Origin of the sequence: Micromonospora sp. NBC_01739, from assembly GCF_035920385.1 — a bacterium.
Classification (GTDB): domain Bacteria; phylum Actinomycetota; class Actinomycetes; order Mycobacteriales; family Micromonosporaceae; genus Micromonospora.
Genome location: NZ_CP109151.1, coordinates 5,224,459 through 5,242,504, shown reverse-complemented (window position 1 = coordinate 5,242,504; position 18,046 = coordinate 5,224,459). Strand labels below are relative to the sequence as shown.

Below are 18,046 nucleotides of genomic sequence, written 5' to 3'. Positions count from 1 at the left end.
CTGCGGGCTCAGAACCCGGGCAGGCCGAGGCCGCCCATCCCGCCCGCCACCGGGCCCATCTTCTGCTCGGTCAACTGGCGGGCCGCCTCGCTGGCGTTGTTCAGCGCCGCGACGACCAGGTCCTCCAGGGTCTCCACATCCTCCGGGTCGACCGCCTTCGGATCGATCTTGATGCTCTTGATCTCGCCAGCACCGGAGACCGTCGCGGTGACCAGACCACCACCGGCGGTGCCGGACACCTCGGCCTCGGCCAACTCGGCCTGCGCCTTGGCGATCTGCTGCTGCATCTTCTGCGCCTGCTTCAGCATCTGCTGCATGTTCGGCTGTCCACCAGGCCGCACGACGGCTCCCTATGACTCGGCTACGTAATTCACGCCCACCCTAACCGCCCCCACCGACCCCACCCCACCACCGCACACCCCCACCACCCTCCCCCGCCGATCTTGCACTTTCGGTCGCCTTATTGCCCCCGAACACGGTATTTGCCCCGACCAAAAGTGCAAGATCGCCGGAGAGTGGGGGTGGCGTGAGGGTGGGGTGGGTCAGCGGGTGTCGGATTCGCTGATCTTTTCGGTGCCGGCGAAGGCTTCGCGGAGCAGGCGTAGCGCCTGTTCCTCGCTCGACTGGCGGGCGGTCTTCTCGTCGATGATCTCGTCCAGGGGCTCGTCGCCCGGGTCGAATCCCTCGTAGGCGGCCGTGGGGGCAGCACTGACGCCGCCGCCGCGCAACGGGCCGTCGAAATCCGGATCGTACGGCGGCTCGCCGGCGAACTCGGCGTCCGCGGTCTGCCGGGCCGCCTGGCTGGTACGGGTACCCCGTCCGGCCGCTGCCGCACGGGCTGCCGCGATCGCACTGCTTGCCGGGGCGCTTCTGCCGCCTCCGGGGGCCGGTACCTCCGACCGGGTCGTCCTCGCTCCTGCTGCGACCGCAGTCCCGGTACCCGCCCGCGCGCTCGGTGCCCCGCCGGCAGCCGACCCGACCGGTCCTGCCCCGCTCGCCTGGGCCCTGGCGGTGGCCGATCCGGCCGACTGTGCCCCGCCGTCAGCGGGCCCACCGAACTGTGCCCCGCCGGTAGCCAGCCCGCCGGACTGCGCTCCGCCGGGGGCCGGACCACCCGGCTGCATCCCGCTAGTAGCGGATCTGCCCAACCCGGTTGCGCCGGACCGACCTGCTTGGCCCGGGTCCACTGCAGTCGACCGGGCTTCGCCGGAAGCACCGTTCGTGGAGGTACCGGAGCCGACACCACTGGCGCCACCGGGGCGCGCCGCCTCCGGCCAGTCGTTGTCCGCCTCGCTCGCCTCGGCAGTGCCGGTGGCGGCAGCGCCGCCGGGGCGGGCCGGTTCGGGCCACCCCTCGTCCTCCTCGGCCGATCCCCCGGCCGCTGCGGAACCCGCCGGTCCCCCGGCCATTGCGGGACGACCCGCCAGTCCGTCGGCCGCTGAAGGATCCGCCGATCCTCCGGGCGCTGCGGGGTGACCTCCGCCCTGGGCCCCGGCCGACGGGGTCGAAGCCACCGGTGGTGCGGCGGGGGTCGTGCCGTTCGAGGGTGCTGGAGACTGGGGACGCGACGGGGCGGTGGCGCGCGGGTTGCCGGGTGACATTCCGCTCCGCTCGCCGGCCACCTCGAACCGGATCTGCCAGCGTCCGCCCAACTCCTCGTAGAGCGCGTCCGTGAGCACCTGCGCGTGGTCGGACATCATCCGGGCCAGTACGGCCGACTTCACGGTCAGTACGAGGGTGTCGCCGTCGAGGTCGCGTACGACCGCGTCACGCATCAGCGCCGCGATCTTCTTGTTGCTCCGGTTGACCTTGCCGACCACCTCCGGCCAGACCCGCCGTACCGCGACCGCGTCGAGCACCCCGGGAGTCACCGCACCCGGTCGGGGCGGCTCGGGGGTGACCGGATCGGGCATCACGGCCGAGGGCGGAACCTGCCGACGTGGGGCAGGTGCTGCCTCGCCCGCCGGGACCGAGCCGGGGGCGTCGTCGGCGGCAGTCGGCCCTGCGACGCCGGCCTGGGGCGCTCCGCCGTCGTAGGCGGCACCACCACTTCCGGCCTGGGTCTCGGGAGCCGGCGAGGCAGCCCGGGTCACCCCGGCGCCGTTGGCGGTAGCCGACGCGGCAGCGGCGGTGGCGGCCCGGGTCGCGGCGGCAGCCGCGGGCGGGGCGGGAGGCTGGGTGCGTACCGTCGGGGGGGTTGTGGCCGGCGCGGAGTCGGCGGCGGCCGACGGGGTTTCCGTGCCGGCGAGGATCAGCCGACGTTCCATGCGTTCCAGGCGGTGGAGCAGGCCGCCGGTGGAGTCGTCCACCCCGGGCAGCAGCATCCGGGCGCAGATCAGCTCCAGCAGCAGCCGGGGGGCGGTCGTGCCGCGCATCTGCACCAGGCCGTCGTGCACGATGTCGGCGCACCGGGACAGGGTGCCCGGACCCAGCCGCTGGGCCTGGGCGGTCATCCGCTCGATCTGGTCGTCCGGGCCGTCGATCAGGCCCTTGGCGGCGGCGTCCGGCACCTGCTGCAGCACGATCAGGTCACGCAGCCGCTCCAGCAGATCCGAGGCGAACCGACGCGGATCGTGCCCGGCCTCTGCGACCCGGTCGACCGTGGCGTACGCGGCGGCGCCGTCCCCGGCGGCCAGGGCGTCGCACATCTCGTCGATCAGCGCCGAGTCGGTGACACCGAGCAGCGCGGCGGCCCGCGCGTAGGTGACACCGTCCGGGCCGGCACCGGCGATGAGCTGATCGAGTACGGAGAGACTGTCCCGGGCGCTGCCCCCACCGGCCCGTACGACCAGCGGAAACACCGCCGGCTCGACCTGAACCCCCTCGGCCTGGCACAACTGCTCCAGGTAGGGCCGCAGCACCTTCGGCGGGATCAGCCGGAAGGGGTAGTGGTGGGTCCGCGACTTGATCGTGCCGAGGACCTTCTCCGGCTCGGTGGTGGCGAAGATGAACTTGACGTACTCCGGGGGCTCCTCCACCAGCTTGAGCAGGGCGTTGAAGCCGGCCGACGAGACCATGTGCGCCTCGTCGATGACATAGATCTTGAAGCGGCTGCTGGCCGGCGCGAAGAAGGCCTTCTCCCGCAGCTCGCGGGCGTCGTCCACACCACCGTGGCTGGCCGCGTCGATCTCGATGACGTCGATCGAGCCGGCCCCGTCGCTGCCCAGCGAGCGGCACGACGCGCAGACCCCGCAGGGCTCCGGGGTGGGACCCTGCTCACAGTTGAGGGAGCGGGCCAGGATCCGGGCGCTGGAGGTCTTGCCACACCCACGCGGCCCGGAGAAGAGGTACGCATGGTTGAGCCGCCCGCTGCGAAGTGCCTGCGACAGCGGCTCGGTGACGTGCTCCTGCCCGATGACCTCGGCGAAGGTACGCGGCCGGTACTTGCGGTAGAGCGCCAGTGCCACGGCGTCCCGCCTCCTCTCGACCGCGCCATTCTCCGCTGCCCGCGCCCGACTGACCACCCACCCCGCCGGGCCTGAGCTGAGATCGACTCCGTTACGCCGTTGTGGGGGCATCGACGGGCCAGGGACACCCCCATACCGCCGTAACGGCGTCGATCATGGGGCCTTGAGGTCGATCATGGGGCCTTGAGACAGAAAGGCCTCCCGTGCACCCGGCAGAGCTCGCTTATCCTTGCTGCCTTCCGGCCCTGGGGAGGTTCACGAGGTACCGCCGCACGGGAGGTAGCCCCAGCCTACCCGACCCCTCGTCGATCTTCAGGGGGTGGTGGGGTGGGCAACGTCTCGGGGACCTGTATCCTGGCTCGCGGAGGATTCGCCTAGAGGCCTAGGGCGCACGCTTGGAAAGCGTGTTGGGTTAACACCCTCACGAGTTCGAATCTCGTATCCTCCGCTCGCAAGAGCTGCACGAACGACAGGGCCGGCCCCCAACGGGACCGGCCCTGAGTCGTCTCTACGGTCGCTCTGTCTCAGAGTCAGCCATGGCGACTGACTCCGAGTCGTCCTGATCGCCAGGACAGCAGACGCCTTCAGTCGAACGGCTCGTCCCAGGGATCCACCGTGACGATGCCGGTGTTGGCGAAATCTTTCAGGTTGCGGGTGGCAAGAGTGGCCACCTGGGAGCGGCAGATCGCTGCGATCTGCGCGTCAAAGCCATCGATCGGATGGCCGGTGGTCTCCCGGTCAGCGACGATTTCGGCGTAGGCATTGGCTGCGCCGAGACCGAAGGGAAGGACCTGCCGCGGGAAGGCGGAGAATATCTCGTTGGCCGCCTGATGTAGCGACTCCCGACGTCGGCCCTCGGGCAGGCGAGCGATGCCATAGCGGATCTCCGCGACGGTGACCGCTGTGGTGTAGAGACCGTTGTCCGAGTTCGCCCGCACCCAGGCAAGCACTCTTGGGGCCGGCTCCGCGCGCATGAGTTCAGAGACGACGTTCGTGTCGAGGACGATCATTCGACCAGATCAGCCGCCCGGGGCGGCGTGGTCCGCTCCGGGATGTCGAGATCCACGCCGCCGAGTTGCTGGAACCGCTCGGTGAGGGCGCCGAACAGATCAGCGCGCTGAGTGTCCTCGGCAACTGCGGTGGTCAGGATGGCTCGGATTTCGGCCTCCATCGACCGACCATGCCGAGCAGCGCGGAGACGGAGCTTGTCCTTCACCGAGTCATCCAAGTCTCGGATGCTGAGGGCAGCCATCGCCTTGCCTCCTTCGCGGTGCAGACAACCATCCCGCTATCAATGCTAGCGCCCGCTGGTCGATGAGTTGGCGGTGTTCGCGCTCACGGCAGGCCCCCTACGGCAGAGGGCAGAGCAGCAACCACAGTCGTCATCGACACTCGGTTGACGGTATATAACGGTGGGCGTACTGTCGATGACATGCAGGAACCCACTTTTCTGATCCTCACTGCACTCGCCGCGCAGCCACTGCACGGCTACGGGGTCATCCGAGCGGTCGATGAACTGTCGGGGGGCGAGGTCAAGCTGCGACCGGGCACCCTCTACGGCGCCCTCGACCGGTTGACGGAGCAGGGCCTGGTCGCCGTGGACCGGGAGGAGGCCGTCGAGGGCCGACTGCGCCGCTACTACCGGCTCAGTGATCCGGGGGCCGCCGCCCTCAAGGCACAGATCGAGCGGTTGCGCCGGCACGCCGCCGCCGCTGAGACCCAGCTCGGCAAGCGCCTGGGCAACGCCCTGAGCTTCGGCACGGTGACCGCATGACCGCCGCCTGGCCGCCGGCCGACCACAGTGCCGCCTGGCCGCCCGACACCGCCGCCGGGCAGCAGGCAGGGGTCGACGCGGTCGGCTGGCCGGCGGCGGACGAGCGGCTGGAGCGCGGGTACCGGCGATTGTTGCTGGCCTATCCGGGTCGGCACCGGCACCGGCATGGCACGGAGTTGGTGACCACCCTGTTGGAGATGGCGGCACCCGGGCAGCGCCGTCCCGGTCTCGGCGATGCCCTGCACCTGGTCGGCAGCGGTCTGCGGCTGCGGTTCCGGTTGCCCGCCGGTCGTCCGATCATGGTGGTCGCGGCGCTGCTCACCGCGCTGACCCTGGGTGGTTTCGGTGCCGCCGCCGGTTCGTGGCTGGGTGCCCAGACCTTCACGAGCCTGCCGGACGACGCCGCGATGACCCGGCTCACCCAGCAGGCCGGCGCGACCGGTGAGGTGCAGGCGCACCGGCAGAGCACGAACTGGCACGCCGATCGGGTCGACGCCACCGGTTCCGCCTCGGGCTGGGATGCGGAGCAGGTGCGGCAGCGGTTCGCCGATGAGGGGTGGGCGGTCTCCGGGCTGACTCCACTCTCCGGCAGGACTGTCACGACCGGGGAGAACGGGACCGTGGTCGAGACCCCGTTGAGCGGGGATCGGTTCACCGCCGAATCCAACGGCCTGATCATCCAGGTTCGCGGGTACCTGGCCGAGAATCGGGGCGTCGTCTCGGTCGATGCCCGGCAGACGCGTACCGCCGCGTTTGTGCCCTTGGTCCTGGTCGGCGCCCTGCTGGGGCTGGTCGTCGGCTGGCTGATCGCGGCGGCCGTCGCGTACCGGATAGCAGGGGCTGCCCCCGGACGGCGGGTGACCGGTGCCGGGGCCTGGGGGTTGGCGTTGTTGGCGCTGGCGCTGCCGGCGGTCGCGCTCTACGGCAACCTGGTGCGGGTGTTGGGCAGGAGTGCGGACGAGGGCGGGCTGTTGACCGTGCACAGTGCCTTCACCCCGGGCGACTACTACTACCCGGCGGGCCCGGCCTGGCTGATCCTCGGGCTGAGCATCGCCGGGCTGCTGGCCGTCGTGGTGGCGGTGCTCGTGGCCCAGCCCGGGGAGCAACCACCACAATCCGCGGTCGCGGCGGGCTGAGCGCGACGCCAACGGGGGCCGCCGGCGACGCCGCGCGGCTTCCGGTCGTCGCCGGATCCAACACCCCAGGAGGTACGCGGACAGTCTCCTCACCCTCGGACACGCGCCCAGGACACGAAGCGGTCGAGCAGTACGACGGCTGAGATGACGTCACCGAGTTCGGCGGCGGCCTCCTCGTGCAGCGCCGTCAGGTGGATCAACAGTCCGGCCCGATCCTCCCGGTACCGCCCCAGCAGCCGCAGCTTGGCCGCGCTGCACGGCCACGAGCATCCGCAGGCCCGGCACCGCCACGTCGGCCGGGATGGCAAATGCTCCCGCCGACGGGACGGGTACGACCGGCGACGGCTCATCGACCCTCGCCTCCGGTGCTCTGCTCCCGCCGAGAGCGTCCAACCTGATCCGACACGACTTCACCCCGATCTGCTCGTCGGCCGAGCCGACCGGCACGGGCGCACCGGTCACGACAGGCGCGGACGCACCCGTCACTACAGGAGCGGACGCACCCGGTCACGACGGGCACGGCCGCAGCGGTCGCGACGGGCGCGGACGCACCGGTCGCGATGTGCACGGCCACAATGTGGACGGCCGCGCCACTCGCGACGGGCAGGAGCACCGTTCGCGACCGGCGCGGACGCACCGGTCGCGGTGGTGCGGGCTCATCGGTCGTGGGCGGGCCGTCTCTGGTGATCCGTTTGCGCTATCAGCTCGACAGGGCCTGATGAGTGGATGGGAGCCGCCGCCGTTGGTCGCCGACGGCGGCCCCCGGACGCCGTGGCCGCCGGGTCAAGGGGGATGAACCTCCACCGGCCACGCCGTCGATACCCCAATTTGGCGCAGGTGACGGGACAACTACATGGCGTAGCTATATGGTGCCCAGATATTCCGGACATCCACTCAGGAGGCACCATGAATGACGCATTGCGAGTCGCCTTGCGGGACACCGGGCACACCATCGAGTCCTTAGCGGAACGCGTCGGGGTCGACCCAAAGACAGTCAGCCGGTGGCTGTTGGAAGATCGGATCCCACACGCCCGGCACCGGCTCACGGCGGCAGATGCGCTACAGAAGAATGTCTCGGACATTTGGCCGGACATTTCGCGGCGTCGGGCGTTGGTCTGGTTCCGCCCCTGGCAGGAGATCGAACGCGAGGCGACCACCCTGCGCTCGTATCAACCCCTGGTGGTGCCGGGCCTGCTACAGACCGAGGCCTACGCCCGCGCGGTGCTCAGCGGCGGCGGCCTGATCCCCCGCAGCGAGGTGGAGCGGGTGGTCGCCCACCGAATGTCCCGCCAACTGATTCTCCAACGGGAGGAGCCCCCGCGACTCACCGTCGTACTGGACGAGGCCGTGCTGCGCCGCCCGGTAGGCGGCCCGGCCGTCATGCGCGAGCAGTTGCTGGCCCTGGCCGAATCCGCCGGCCAGCCGCACATCCGGGTGTACGTGGTGCCGTCCACTGTGGGGGAATACGCCGGAATCAATGGGCCGTTCGTGCTGGCCACTGCGGAAGATCACCGCATCGCGGGTTACCTGGACAACCAGTTGCAGGGCCAGGTGGTTAGCGAACATGACGAGATCGCGGCGATACTGGCCGTGTGGGAGAACGTGCGCGGCGAGACCCTGTCGCGCTGGCAGTCGGTCGACCTGATCAGGGAGGTAGCGGAGTCGTGGAGCGCAACGAAGCCCGGCTGACCGGCGCCCGGTGGCGCAAGAGCAGCCGCAGCAGCGGTAACGGCGGCGACTGCGTCGAGGTCGCGGACAACCTGCCCGGCCTGGTCGGGGTACGCGACTCGAAGGATCCGACCGGGCCGGCGCTGGTCTTCACCCCGACCGCCTGGCGGGCCTTCCTCGCTGAGATCAACTGACCCCCGTCGTACACATGTGCTATCCACAGGCTGTGGACGCCGGGTGAGTTACCAGCTCAGCGCGATTGTCGCGGACGCCGAACTGCTCCGCGAGGAGACCCGCGAGCTGGATCATGCCGTCCTCGGCGAGCTGCGGCAGGACTTCGCCCTACTGCCGGTGACTCCGCAGTTGGTGCAGGAGTTGACCGGCAACGCGCCGGACTACGCGACCGACGAGCCCGGCCCGGAGCAGCCCTTCACGCTGACCTTCTCCCCCGCCCTGACCGAGGTACTGGCCCGCTGGTCGCTGCGAGGGCCGGTGGCGTACCTCGAGGCGGAGTTCGCCGGTGGTGTCGGACGCCAGGCGGCGGCGGTCTGGTTGGACGGGGTGCTGGCCTGGGGGCCGCGTTTCGACTCGACCTTCGACCTGCCGCGCCCGCAGTGGCCGATCAACGCAGCCCTGATCGAGTTGGGCGCGGAGCCCGGCGCATGGATCGACCCCTTCGCCGAGCTGGGGTTACACGTCGAGCGGAGCACCGAAGGGTGGCTGGCGCACGGGCGGCGTGGGCTCAGCGCCGACTACTGGGACGAGTTGGCCGAGGAATGGGAAGCCCGGCAATAACCTCAGCGCTCCCGTCCCGTTGGGGACTTGGGGGATTCTGATGAAATTGCGACAATTCGGCTTCATCGCCGCACTGCTTCTGGCTGCCTCGGTATCGGGCAGCGGACCCATGCCACCGGCGGACCTGGCCATGCCCGAACCGGTCGCCTCGGTCACCGTGGTCGATCTGGACGGGCTGGCCGATGTGGACTTCGGCGACACCGAGGACGAGCTGACCCGGCGCGGGATCCTGCGTACCGACGTCGACGCCTGCGGCCCGACCCTGGCCGGGCACGCCATGGTCAGCCCGATCTTCATCGACGATCGGCTGGTGCTGCTCTGGGCCGGTGACCCGGCCCGCACCCCGGAGGGAATCACCGCCGGCACCCCGATCGCCGAGGTCCGGGCCAGCTACCCGACCGTACGCGAGCTGCGCGCTCCACAGGGGACGTACCGTTTCGACGGTCTGCTGGCCCGCGACGGCGACCGCGCCTACCTCTTCCTGCACGACGGCCGGACCGTCCAGAAGATCATCGCCGGGTACGCCCACTGGGCCCACCGCCTCTTCCTGGAAGGCCACGGCCCCTGCTGAGCAGGCTGGGCCGGCTCGCGTGCGAGCCGGCCCAGCCAGGTCAGATCAGGTCAGGGGTGCAGATCAGTGGTACATCAGGGCGCCGGACTGGGCGGTGGCCAGGCGACGTCCGTACCACTTGGGCCAGACGAAGTCCGTACGCATGCTCGCCCCACTCCACGAGGCGGACTGCGGAACCAACCCACCGGAACCACCGTGGAACAGGGCGACCGACCCGGAGGCGGGCCGCTCCGGGTCCGCGCTGACCAGTTCCCCGGGCGAGGCCACGATAGCGTCCAGGGGTCCCTTGCCGTCCAGATTGAGGATGGCCACCTCGCCGCCGAACAGGTCGTTGCTCTCGGCCCCACCCGGTACGACCGGGTGGTCCTGGTCGAAGCCCTGGGCACCGGTGCCGGTCAACCCGGATGCGGAACCCTTGAGCAGGGCGACCGTGCCCGCCCGCTTCTTCGTACCGATCGCCTCACCGGGCGCGCCCACCAGCACGTCGACCCGACCGTCGCCGGTCACGTCACCGACCGCCAGGGTGGCACCGAACAGGTCACCGACCTCCGCCGAACCGGGCACCCCGGGCGTACGCTGGCTGAACATCTTCACCGCGCCGCTGGACAGGCCGGCGCCACCGGTACGACCGGTGAAGACCGCGACCATGCCCTCGTTGCCCTTCGGGGACTGCGTGTACGGCGCCCCGGCGATCACCTCGCCCAGTTTGTCGCCGTTGACGTCACCGATGGCCAGCGCCATGCCGAGGCTCCGCACGTAGCTGTCGTCACGACCGGTCGCCTTGCGCAGTGCCGCCCCGGTGACCGAGGTGGCGCCGCTGAGCTTCACCCCGTTCGCGGAGCCCCACATCAGCGTGAGCATCCCGCTGCCGGTAGGAGAGCTGTCCTCGTTCTCGCCCGGTGCGCCGATGACCAGGTCGGCGTACTTGTTGTTGTTGACCTTTCCGATGGCCAGGGTCCAGCCGAAGTGGTCGTTGCGCTCGGCGGAACCCGGAACGGCGGCCTGGTTCTGGTGCAACTGCTGCGCACCGGTGCCGGTCAGCCCGCTGGCCCCGCCGTACAGGACGGTCACCGCCCCGGCGTAGGTGAGCTTGCCGATCGCCTCGCCGTACGCCCCGACCGCCAGGTCGTCCCGGCCGTCGCCGTTGATGTCACCGGCCGCCAGCGCCGAACCGAACCAGTCGCCCTCCTCCGAGGCGCCCGGCACTCCCGGCGTGCTCTGGGTGAAGTGCTTCGCCCCGTCGAGCCGCAGGCCGGTGCCGCTGCCCGGGATCACCCAGACCCCGCCGGCGTTCGCCTTCGCGCTCAGGTCGTACTCGCCGTAGTCGCCGACGGCCAGGTCGTCGTAGCCGTCACCGTTGAAGTCCCCGGCGGCGAGTACCTCGCCGAAGGCGGGCTCACCGCCGCCCGGCGTGACCGCGGGAGCGAAGTAGTCGACGTACGGTGCCGAGGAGTAACGCACCACCACCAGACCCATCGGGGTCTGCGGGAAGCGGTGCTCGGAGGGGTCGGCGGAGGCGGCGATGTCGTCGATGCCGTCACCGTCGAAGTCGGACCGGGTAGGCCCGGTCCCCTTGACCGGGGTGGTCGCCTTCGCCACCCGGTAGTGCTGAAGGACGATCCCGTCCCGGGTGGCCGTCCGGTAGTCGTTCGCCGCCGCCGGGGCGGGCACACTCACCGCCAGGCCGGTGGCTACCGCCAACATGGACAGTCCTGCGACACTTCGCCGCATCAAGAACCCCCGTTTTCAGGTGATCAGAAGTATCGCGGGCCACCACTGACCGGGCCGGCGATCCGCGCGCCGAACCTTTCCGGCCAGAGCTGGTCGGTGCGCAGGGACATGCCGCTCCAGGAGCCCGCCTGCGGCACGAGACCGCCCGAGGCACCGTGGAACCGCGACAACGTGCCGGAAGGGTATCCCACTTGATCACCGGCGACTTCCTCACCCGGCGAAGCCACCAGGGCATCCAGCGGACCCTTGCCGTCGAGGTTGAGAATGGCCACCTCGCCGCCGAACAGATCGCCACGCTCGGCGCCGCCCGGCACGACGGAATGATCCTGGTCGAACCCCTGGGCGCCCTTGCCGGTCAGCCCGGACGCGGAACCCTTCAGCAGAGCGACCGTGCCCGCCTGCTTCTTCTTACCGATGGACTCCCCCGGTACGCCGACCAGCACGTCGGCCCGACCGTCGCCGGTCACATCGCCGACCGCCAGGGTCGCACCGAACCGGTCCTCCTGCTCGGGGCTGCCGGGGACCCCGGCCGTACGCTGGGTAATGATCTTCACGGCTTTGCCGGACAGCCCTGCGCCGCCGGTACGGCCGGTGAAGACCGCGATCAGTCCGCCGTTGAGGTGCGGGGTCTGGGCACCGGATGCTCCGGCGATGACCTCGCCCAGCCCGTCGCCGTTGACGTCGCCGATCGCCAGCGACATGCCCAGGTACCAGGCGATGGTGTCCTCGCGGCCGGTCGCCTTGTAGACCCCCGCGCCGGTGACCGAGGTGGCGCCGCTGAGCTTCACCCCGTTGGCCGAGCCCCACATCAGGGTCACCATGCCGGTGCCGGTCCAGGTCTGGCGGTCGTTCTCCAGCGGAGCGCCGATGACCAGGTCGGCGTACTTGTTGTTGTTCACCTTGCCGATCGCCAGGGTCCAGCCGAAGCGGTCTTCGCGCTCCGCGGAACCCGGCACCGCGGCGAGGTTCTGGTGCAGTTGCTGAGCGCCGGTGGTCCGCAGGCCACCCGCCCCGCCGTACAGGATGGTGACCGCACCAGCCTCCTTGACCTTGCCGATCGACTCGCCGTACGCCCCGATCGCCAGGTCGTCCCGGCCGTCGCCGTTGATGTCACCGGCCGCCAGGGCGGCACCGAACGAGTCATGGTTCTCGGCCGCACCGGGCACCCCGGGGCTGCTCTGGTTGAAATGCCGCACCGAGTCGACCACCAGGCCATTGCGGCTGCCCGGGATCACCCACACCCCACCGGCGCGGGCCTTGTTCCCCGGATCCACCTCCTCGGAGTCGCCGATGACCAGGTCGTCGTAGCCGTCACTGTTGAAGTCACCGGCCACCACCGCCATGCCGAAGCAGCCACAGCCACCGCTCGGCGGAAGTACACCCGCGAAGTAGTCGACGTGCGGTGCGGACGAGTAGCGCACCACCACGACCCCGGTCGTGTAATGCGGCAGTCCGGTCTGCGACAAGTCGCTGGCCACCGCGACGTCATCGACCCCGTCGCCGTCGAAGTCGGACCGGGTCGGCCCGGTCCCCTTCACCGGCGTGACCTGCTTCGGCACCCGGTGGTACTGGAGGATCACACCCTCCCGGGTGATGGTCCGGAACTCCTCTGCCGCCGCCCGTGCGGGAGGGCTCACCAGCAGGCTCGCCGCAACCATCAACACCGACACTCCGGCAAGCCTGCGCCGCATCCGCGTCCCTCTGTTCAGTACCACGGTCCGCTGCTCTGCGGCCCGGCGATCCGCTGGCCGTACTCCAGCAGTTCCAGACGATCGGTGTTCAGGGCGCGCCCGCTCCACGAACCGGACTGCGCGACGATCCCGCTGGAGGAACCGTGGAACCGGGACAACGTCGCGGAGGGATAGCCGGGAATGTCCCCGGCGACCTCCTCCCTGGTCGACCCCACGAGAGCGTCCAGCGGGCCCTTGCCGTTGAGGTTCAGCAGCGCCAGCGATCCGCCGAACCGGTCGCCGCGCTCGGCCCCACCCGGAACGACGGAGTGGTTCTGGTCGAACCCCTGCGCGCCGGTGCCGGTCAGCCCGGACGAGGAACCCTTGAGCAGGGTGATCATGCCCGCCTCGTCCTTCGTACCGATCGCCTCGGTGTGGGCGCCGACCAGCACGTCCGCCCGGCCGTCGCCGGTCACGTCACCGGCCGCCAGGGTCGCGCCGAACCGGTCACCGCTCTCCGGTGAACCCGGCACCCCGGCCGTACGCTGGGTAATGATCTTCACGGCCTTGCCGGACAGCCCCGCCCCGCCGGTACGACCGGTGAAGACGGCGATCAGACCACCGTCGAGGTGCGGGGTCTGCGCGTTCGGTGCCCCGGCGATGACCTCGCCCAGCCCGTCACCGTTCACGTCACCGATCGCCAGCGACATGCCCAGATACCAGGCGATGGTGTCCTTGCGTCCGGTCGCCTTGTACACCCCCGCGCCGGTGACCGAGGTGGCCCCACTGAGCTTCACCCCGCTGGCCGAACCCCACATCAGGGTGACCATGCCGCTGCCATTGGCACCGCTGCCGTCGTTCTCATGCGGCGCGCCGATGACCAGGTCGGCGTACTTGTTGTTGTTGACCTTGCCGATGGCCAGCGACATGCCGAAATGGTCGCGGCGCTCCGCCGAACCGGGCACCGCCGCCTGGTTCTGGTGCAGTTGCTGGGCCCCGGTGCCGGTCAGGCCGCCACTACCGCCGTACAGGATGGTGACCGCACCGGCCTCCTGGACGCTGCCGATCGCCTCCTTGAAGGCCCCGATCGCCAGGTCGTCCCGGCCGTCGCCGTTGATGTCACCGGCCGCCAGCGAGGCGCCGAACGCATCCCGGTTCTCCGACTCGCCGGGCACCCCGGGGGAACTCTGGTTGAAGTGCTTGGTCGAGTCCAGCACCAGGCCCGTGCGACTGCCGGGAATGATCCAGACACCGCCACCATGCGCATTGTTCTTCCTGGTGTCGGCCTCGTCGGCGTCACCGATCGCCAGGTCGTCGTAGCCGTCACCGTTGAAGTCGCCGGCCACCAGCGCGATGCCGAAGCTGGAGATGTTGTCCACCCCGGTGCCGATGAAGTAGTCGACGTGCGGCGCGGACGAGTAGCGCACCACCACCACGCCGGTCGGATAGCGCGGCAGGCTGTGGGTGAGCCAGCTGGCCGAGGCCGCGATGTCGTCGACCCCGTCGCCGTCGAAGTCGGAACGGGTCGCCCCGGTCCCCTTCACCGGCGTGACCGCCTTCGCCACCCGGTGGAACTGCATGGTCAGACCATCCCGGGTGATGGTCCGGAACTCGTCGGCCGCCTGGGCGGGAGCACTCACCGCCAACCCGGCCGCCACCATCGTCAGAACCGTCAGCCCGGCAAGCCTGCGTCGCATCGAAACCCCCGCATCCCGTAAGTAGCTCTCACAGCATAGGGACACGTAGATCGGAAGCCATGTCTGTACGGCCAGACATCGGGGCCTACACCGCCAGAACCGGGGCAGACAGCAGAACGCCCGGTACGATCCTCGCGGATCGACCGGGCGTTCTCGCACTTCACGAGCGGTGGCGGCGGGATTTGAACCCGCGGAGGGCGTAAACCCTCACACGCTTTCGAGGCGTGCTCCTTAGGCCACTCGGACACGCCACCGCCGAGTAGGCTACAGGACTCCCGGTTCGGACGCCGAACCGGTCCCCGGCCGCCCGGCCTGGCAGGATCACTGGCATGAGTACGCACATCGGCGCGAAGCCGGGCGAGATCGCCGAGCGGGTCCTGATGCCGGGTGACCCCCTGCGGGCCAAGTGGATCGCGGAGACCTACCTCGAAGGGGCGAACTGCTACTCGACGGTCCGGGGGATGCTGGGCTTCACCGGCCGTTGGAACGGGGTCGAGGTCTCCGTGCAGGGGTCCGGGATGGGGATGCCCTCGGCCTCGATCTACGCCCACGAGCTGGTCAACGAGTACGGCGTGAAGTCCCTGATCCGGGTCGGCTCCTGTGGCGCCCTGTCCGAGGATCTTCAGCTGCGGGACGTGATCGCGGCGATCGGGTCCTCGACGGATTCGAACATGAACCGGGTGCGGTTCGACGGGCTGATCGACTACGCCCCGGTGGCCGATTTCGGGCTGCTGCGTACCTCGGTGGAGGTGGCCGAGCGGCGCGGCATCGCGATGCGGGTCGGGCCGATCCTGGCGGCGGACGCCTTCTACACGGACCGGCCGGACCTCTACGACCGGCTGGCCGACTACGGGGTGCTGGCGGTGGAGATGGAGTCCGCCGCGCTCTACACGATCGCGGCCCGGTTCAAGGCTCGTTCGTTGACCCTGCTGACCGTCAGCGACCACATCAAGACCGGCGAGAAGACCACCTCCCAGGAGCGGGAGCAGACCTTCAGCCAGATGGTCGAGATTGCCCTGGACACCATCGTCGCCTGACCTGGCGGCACCCGTCGGCGTCCCGTCACCGCTAGTCGGTGGCGGGACGCTTCGCGCACCAGCTTGATCCACTCCATATCGCCGTAATGGCGGTATCCGTGCTGCCGCGTCACCGTCACTACGCCGAAACGGCGAAGCACTCGACGAAAAAATAAGTACGACCGGTCGGTCGGATTGTGTAGGGTCACGGTATGACCGTTGACGGCCGGCTGGCCCGGGGTGAGCGCACCCGCAGCGCAGTGCTGGACGCCGCCGTCGTGCTGGCCAGTGAGAACGGCCTGGACGGGCTGTCGCTCGGGCATCTCGCCGACTCCCTCGGGGTTAGCAAGTCCGGGATCTTCGCGCACTGGCGCTCCAAGGAGGCCCTCCAGCTGGCCACCATCGACCGGGCGGTGGCCCAGTGGCAGGAGCTGATCATCGGCCCGGCCCTGCGCGCCCCCGGAGGGGTACGCCGCCTCCACGCCCTGCACGAGGCCCGGATCGACTTCTACGCCACCCGGGTGCTGCCCGGAGGCTGCTTCTTCGGCACGGCCGAGTTCGAGTTCAACGCCCGGCCGGGTGCGGTCCACGACCGGCTGGCCACGGTCCTCGCCGACTGGACCGCCTTCCTGGAGCGACTCGTCCGCGAGGCGGTCGAGCTGGGCGAACTCCCGGCCGAGGTGGATGTGGCCCTGCTGGCGTACGAGATCGACTCCTTCGGGATCGCCGCCGCGATGCGCTCCCGACTCTTCGACCCGGACAGCACCTACCGGCACGCCCGCCGAAGTGTGCTGGACCGGCTGCGGGGCCTGTGCCCCGATCCCACCCTGCTACCGGAAGGCACCCCATGAGCAACGTCGTCGCCGAGCCCACCGCCGTCGAGTACGGCCATGTCGAGCACGCCATGGTGCACTTCGACGACCTGGACGCCATGGGCATCCTGCACAACGCCCGGTACGCGCTGCTGCTGGAGCGGGCGCTGACGGCGTACTGGTCCGCCAACGGGGTGGCCTTGCGCAACGGGAAGGCCACCACCCCGGACGTGTTCCACGCGGTCCGCGAGTTCGCGATCAGCTACCGGGCCCCGATCACCGGCACCGGCCCGGTCGGGGTGCACTTCTGGGTGGAAGACCTCGGCACCAGCAGCGCCGTCTACGGCTTCCGGTTCCACTCCCTCGACGGCACGACGGAGTACGCCGAGGGGCGGCGGGCTGTCGTCCGGCTGGACCCGGCCACCCTGCGCCCGGCCCCCTGGACGGATCACGCCCGAGGCATCGCCGGCGCCCTGCTCCGCCCCGCCTGACAGAAGCACCAACGGCAGCAGCCTCAGCGGAAGAAGGCGCGCATCAGGGTGCCGGTCTCGGTGGCCAGGACCCCGCCGTACACCTCCGGGCGGTGGTTGAGGCGGCGGTCGCGCAGGACGTCCCAGAGGGAGCCGGCGGCGCCGGTCTTCGGTTCCCAGGCCCCGAAGACCACGGTGGACACCCGGGACAGCACCAGGGCCCCCGCGCACATGGTGCAGGGTTCCAGGGTGACCACCAGGGTGCAGCCCTCCAGCCGCCAGCGGCCCAGCCGTTCGGCCCCCCGCCGCAGCGCCAGCACCTCGGCGTGGGCGGTCGGGTCTCCGGTCAGTTCCCGCTCGTTGCGGCCGATCGCCAGCTCGTCCCCGTCCGGGCCGTAGAGCACCGCACCCACCGGCACGTCGTCGGCCTGCCGGGAGGGGTCGGAGACCTCCGGACCGGTCACCGCGATCTCCAGGGCCCGGCGCATCCAGAGTTCGTGGCGCTGCCGGCGGCCGATGCCGCCCGGATCGGCCAGGCCCTCGTGCGCGCCCGGCCCCACCCGGCCGACCGCACCGGGGGTGGGCTGCCCGGCCCGGACCGTCTCCAACGCCGGATCGGTCGCGTCCGCCGGTTCCCCACCGCCCATCGGCGCGCCAGCGGATCCGGCGCTACCCAGCGACGACCCGCCGGCAGATCCCACACCACCCGGCAGCGCTCCGCCGACTGGATCAGACCTCACGCAGTTCCTCTACGTCGTCGACGCAGCCCAGCACCTGGCAGACCTCGGCGGTGACGTCGGCCGGCATCATCCCCTCGTGGGCGCAGAGGGCCAGCAACTGCTGCGCGGGAATGCCCAGGTCGGCCAACAGGTCGGCCTCACCCACCGGGTCCGCCTCCGGGTCCAGGGCGGGCTGCTCGTTGTCGTCGTCCGTGGTCGTCGGCGCAGGTGCTTCCTCGGCCTCCTCCAGACCGGTGACCGAGGCGTTGAGGTCACCGATCAGCAGGGCACCCAGCCGGGACTCCTCGGCGAAGGCCGAGTCCGAGCCGAAGATGCGCAGGTCCTCGCCCTCGTCCAGGCGCAGGATGACCAGGTAGGTGTCGTCCGCCTCGACGAACAGCAGCGACAGGTCGGCGTCCGGACCGACATCGCGCAGTCGCTCGGCGACCTCGTCGACGTCGGTGGCACCCCGCAGACTCAACTCGGCGGCCGTCCAGCCACCCTTCTCGCGCACCACGGCCGCAGCGAAGTACGACACGTTCCCCCCAAGTAGCCCTTGGCACAGCTCACGCCAGCCGTT

At 70.4% G+C, this 18,046-nt stretch carries 19 protein-coding genes, 2 tRNA genes and 1 other RNA gene; 10 read left to right on the top strand and 12 right to left on the bottom strand.

From position 1 onward, the window contains the following. Positions 1-8: 8 nt before the first annotated feature. The 3 genes from OIE53_RS23750 to ffs all read right to left on the bottom strand — a co-directional run bounded on the left by OIE53_RS23750 (position 9) and on the right by ffs (position 3,689). Positions 9-317 carry a YbaB/EbfC family nucleoid-associated protein gene (locus OIE53_RS23750; protein WP_327027373.1) on the bottom strand — a complete coding sequence of 103 codons (309 nt, stop codon included), beginning with the start codon at positions 315-317 and terminating at the stop codon, positions 9-11. Between the two features lie 225 nt (positions 318-542). Further along, positions 543-3,407 (bottom strand): DNA polymerase III subunit gamma and tau, encoded by a 2,865-nt coding sequence (locus OIE53_RS23745; RefSeq protein WP_327023703.1) that lies wholly within the window; start codon positions 3,405-3,407, stop codon positions 543-545. 192 nt (positions 3,408-3,599) lie between these two features. Beyond that, positions 3,600-3,689: signal recognition particle sRNA small type (gene ffs / locus OIE53_RS23740), an RNA gene on the bottom strand. An 81-nt stretch (positions 3,690-3,770) separates the two neighbouring features. On the opposite strand from ffs, the gene OIE53_RS23735 reads away from it, so the two are divergent. Then, positions 3,771-3,855 (top strand) — tRNA-Ser (locus OIE53_RS23735). Between the two features lie 136 nt (positions 3,856-3,991). Here OIE53_RS23735 and OIE53_RS23730 read toward each other — a convergent pair. Together OIE53_RS23730 and OIE53_RS23725 are read right to left on the bottom strand one after the other, a co-directional pair. Next, positions 3,992-4,417: a type II toxin-antitoxin system VapC family toxin gene (locus OIE53_RS23730; protein WP_327023702.1), complete on the bottom strand. Its 426-nt coding sequence runs from the start codon at positions 4,415-4,417 to the stop codon at positions 3,992-3,994. Beyond that, positions 4,414-4,659: a FitA-like ribbon-helix-helix domain-containing protein gene (locus OIE53_RS23725; protein ID WP_327023701.1), complete on the bottom strand. Its 246-nt coding sequence runs from the start codon at positions 4,657-4,659 to the stop codon at positions 4,414-4,416. Before OIE53_RS23725 ends, OIE53_RS23730 begins: the two co-directional genes overlap by 4 nt. A 180-nt stretch (positions 4,660-4,839) precedes the next feature. Here OIE53_RS23725 and OIE53_RS23720 point away from each other — a divergent pair, with 180 nt between their 5' ends. Then, positions 4,840-5,181 (top strand): PadR family transcriptional regulator, encoded by a 342-nt coding sequence (locus OIE53_RS23720; protein WP_327023700.1) that lies wholly within the window; start codon positions 4,840-4,842, stop codon positions 5,179-5,181. Continuing rightward, complete coding sequence (locus OIE53_RS23715; protein ID WP_327023699.1) at positions 5,178-6,317, top strand: hypothetical protein; 1,140 nt, start codon at positions 5,178-5,180, stop codon at positions 6,315-6,317. The genes OIE53_RS23720 and OIE53_RS23715 overlap by 4 nt, the downstream gene beginning before the upstream one ends. Before the next feature lie 89 nt (positions 6,318-6,406). Here the strand turns inward: OIE53_RS23715 and OIE53_RS23710 are convergent, their stop codons facing one another. Next, positions 6,407-6,667, bottom strand: a complete 261-nt coding sequence (locus OIE53_RS23710) for a flavin reductase (RefSeq protein WP_327023697.1) — start codon at positions 6,665-6,667, stop codon at positions 6,407-6,409. Between the two features lie 556 nt (positions 6,668-7,223). Between OIE53_RS23710 and OIE53_RS23705 the strand changes: the two genes are divergently transcribed. The 4 genes from OIE53_RS23705 to OIE53_RS23690 are packed head-to-tail and all read left to right on the top strand — an operon-like array spanning position 7,224 to position 9,351. Beyond that, positions 7,224-8,006 (top strand): helix-turn-helix domain-containing protein, encoded by a 783-nt coding sequence (locus OIE53_RS23705; protein WP_327023696.1) that lies wholly within the window; start codon positions 7,224-7,226, stop codon positions 8,004-8,006. Then, on the top strand, positions 7,982-8,179 hold the full coding sequence (locus tag OIE53_RS23700) for a DUF397 domain-containing protein (protein ID WP_327023695.1): 198 nt from the start codon (positions 7,982-7,984) through the stop codon (positions 8,177-8,179). The genes OIE53_RS23705 and OIE53_RS23700 overlap by 25 nt, the downstream gene beginning before the upstream one ends. A 43-nt stretch (positions 8,180-8,222) precedes the next feature. After that, positions 8,223-8,780 carry a hypothetical protein gene (locus OIE53_RS23695; protein ID WP_327023694.1) on the top strand — a complete coding sequence of 186 codons (558 nt, stop codon included), beginning with the start codon at positions 8,223-8,225 and terminating at the stop codon, positions 8,778-8,780. Positions 8,781-8,820: 40 nt separating this feature from the next. Further along, entirely contained in the window at positions 8,821-9,351 is a 531-nt protein-coding gene (locus OIE53_RS23690) for a hypothetical protein (protein ID WP_327023693.1), read from the top strand. Positions 9,352-9,414: 63 nt separating this feature from the next. Here OIE53_RS23690 and OIE53_RS23685 read toward each other — a convergent pair whose 3' ends face one another. The 4 genes from OIE53_RS23685 to OIE53_RS23670 all read right to left on the bottom strand — a co-directional run bounded on the left by OIE53_RS23685 (position 9,415) and on the right by OIE53_RS23670 (position 14,703). Next, positions 9,415-11,055, bottom strand: a complete 1,641-nt coding sequence (locus tag OIE53_RS23685; protein WP_327023692.1) for an FG-GAP repeat protein — start codon at positions 11,053-11,055, stop codon at positions 9,415-9,417. Between the two features lie 50 nt (positions 11,056-11,105). Further along, entirely contained in the window at positions 11,106-12,719 is a 1,614-nt protein-coding gene (locus tag OIE53_RS23680) for an FG-GAP-like repeat-containing protein (RefSeq protein ID WP_327023691.1), read from the bottom strand. Positions 12,720-12,787: 68 nt separating this feature from the next. Next, positions 12,788-14,449 carry a hypothetical protein gene (locus tag OIE53_RS23675; protein ID WP_327023690.1) on the bottom strand — a complete coding sequence of 554 codons (1,662 nt, stop codon included), beginning with the start codon at positions 14,447-14,449 and terminating at the stop codon, positions 12,788-12,790. Positions 14,450-14,616: 167 nt separating this feature from the next. Beyond that, positions 14,617-14,703, bottom strand: a tRNA-Ser gene (locus OIE53_RS23670). A 75-nt stretch (positions 14,704-14,778) separates the two neighbouring features. Between OIE53_RS23670 and deoD the strand changes: the two genes are divergently transcribed. From deoD to OIE53_RS23655, 3 genes are all read left to right on the top strand, one after another. Beyond that, positions 14,779-15,486, top strand: a complete 708-nt coding sequence (deoD, locus tag OIE53_RS23665) for a purine-nucleoside phosphorylase (RefSeq protein ID WP_013736384.1) — start codon at positions 14,779-14,781, stop codon at positions 15,484-15,486. Positions 15,487-15,677: 191 nt separating this feature from the next. Then, positions 15,678-16,316 carry a TetR/AcrR family transcriptional regulator gene (locus OIE53_RS23660; protein ID WP_327023689.1) on the top strand — a complete coding sequence of 213 codons (639 nt, stop codon included), beginning with the start codon at positions 15,678-15,680 and terminating at the stop codon, positions 16,314-16,316. Beyond that, positions 16,313-16,768 carry an acyl-CoA thioesterase gene (locus OIE53_RS23655; RefSeq protein WP_327023688.1) on the top strand — a complete coding sequence of 152 codons (456 nt, stop codon included), beginning with the start codon at positions 16,313-16,315 and terminating at the stop codon, positions 16,766-16,768. The genes OIE53_RS23660 and OIE53_RS23655 overlap by 4 nt, the downstream gene beginning before the upstream one ends. Before the next feature lie 23 nt (positions 16,769-16,791). On the opposite strand, the gene OIE53_RS23650 is transcribed toward OIE53_RS23655, so the two are convergent. Both OIE53_RS23650 and OIE53_RS23645 read right to left on the bottom strand, forming a co-directional pair. Next, positions 16,792-17,235 carry a nucleoside deaminase gene (locus tag OIE53_RS23650; protein ID WP_327027372.1) on the bottom strand — a complete coding sequence of 148 codons (444 nt, stop codon included), beginning with the start codon at positions 17,233-17,235 and terminating at the stop codon, positions 16,792-16,794. A gap of 241 nt (positions 17,236-17,476) precedes the next feature. After that, positions 17,477-18,004: a tRNA adenosine deaminase-associated protein gene (locus OIE53_RS23645; protein ID WP_327023687.1), complete on the bottom strand. Its 528-nt coding sequence runs from the start codon at positions 18,002-18,004 to the stop codon at positions 17,477-17,479. Between the last annotated feature and the right edge of the window lie 42 nt (positions 18,005-18,046).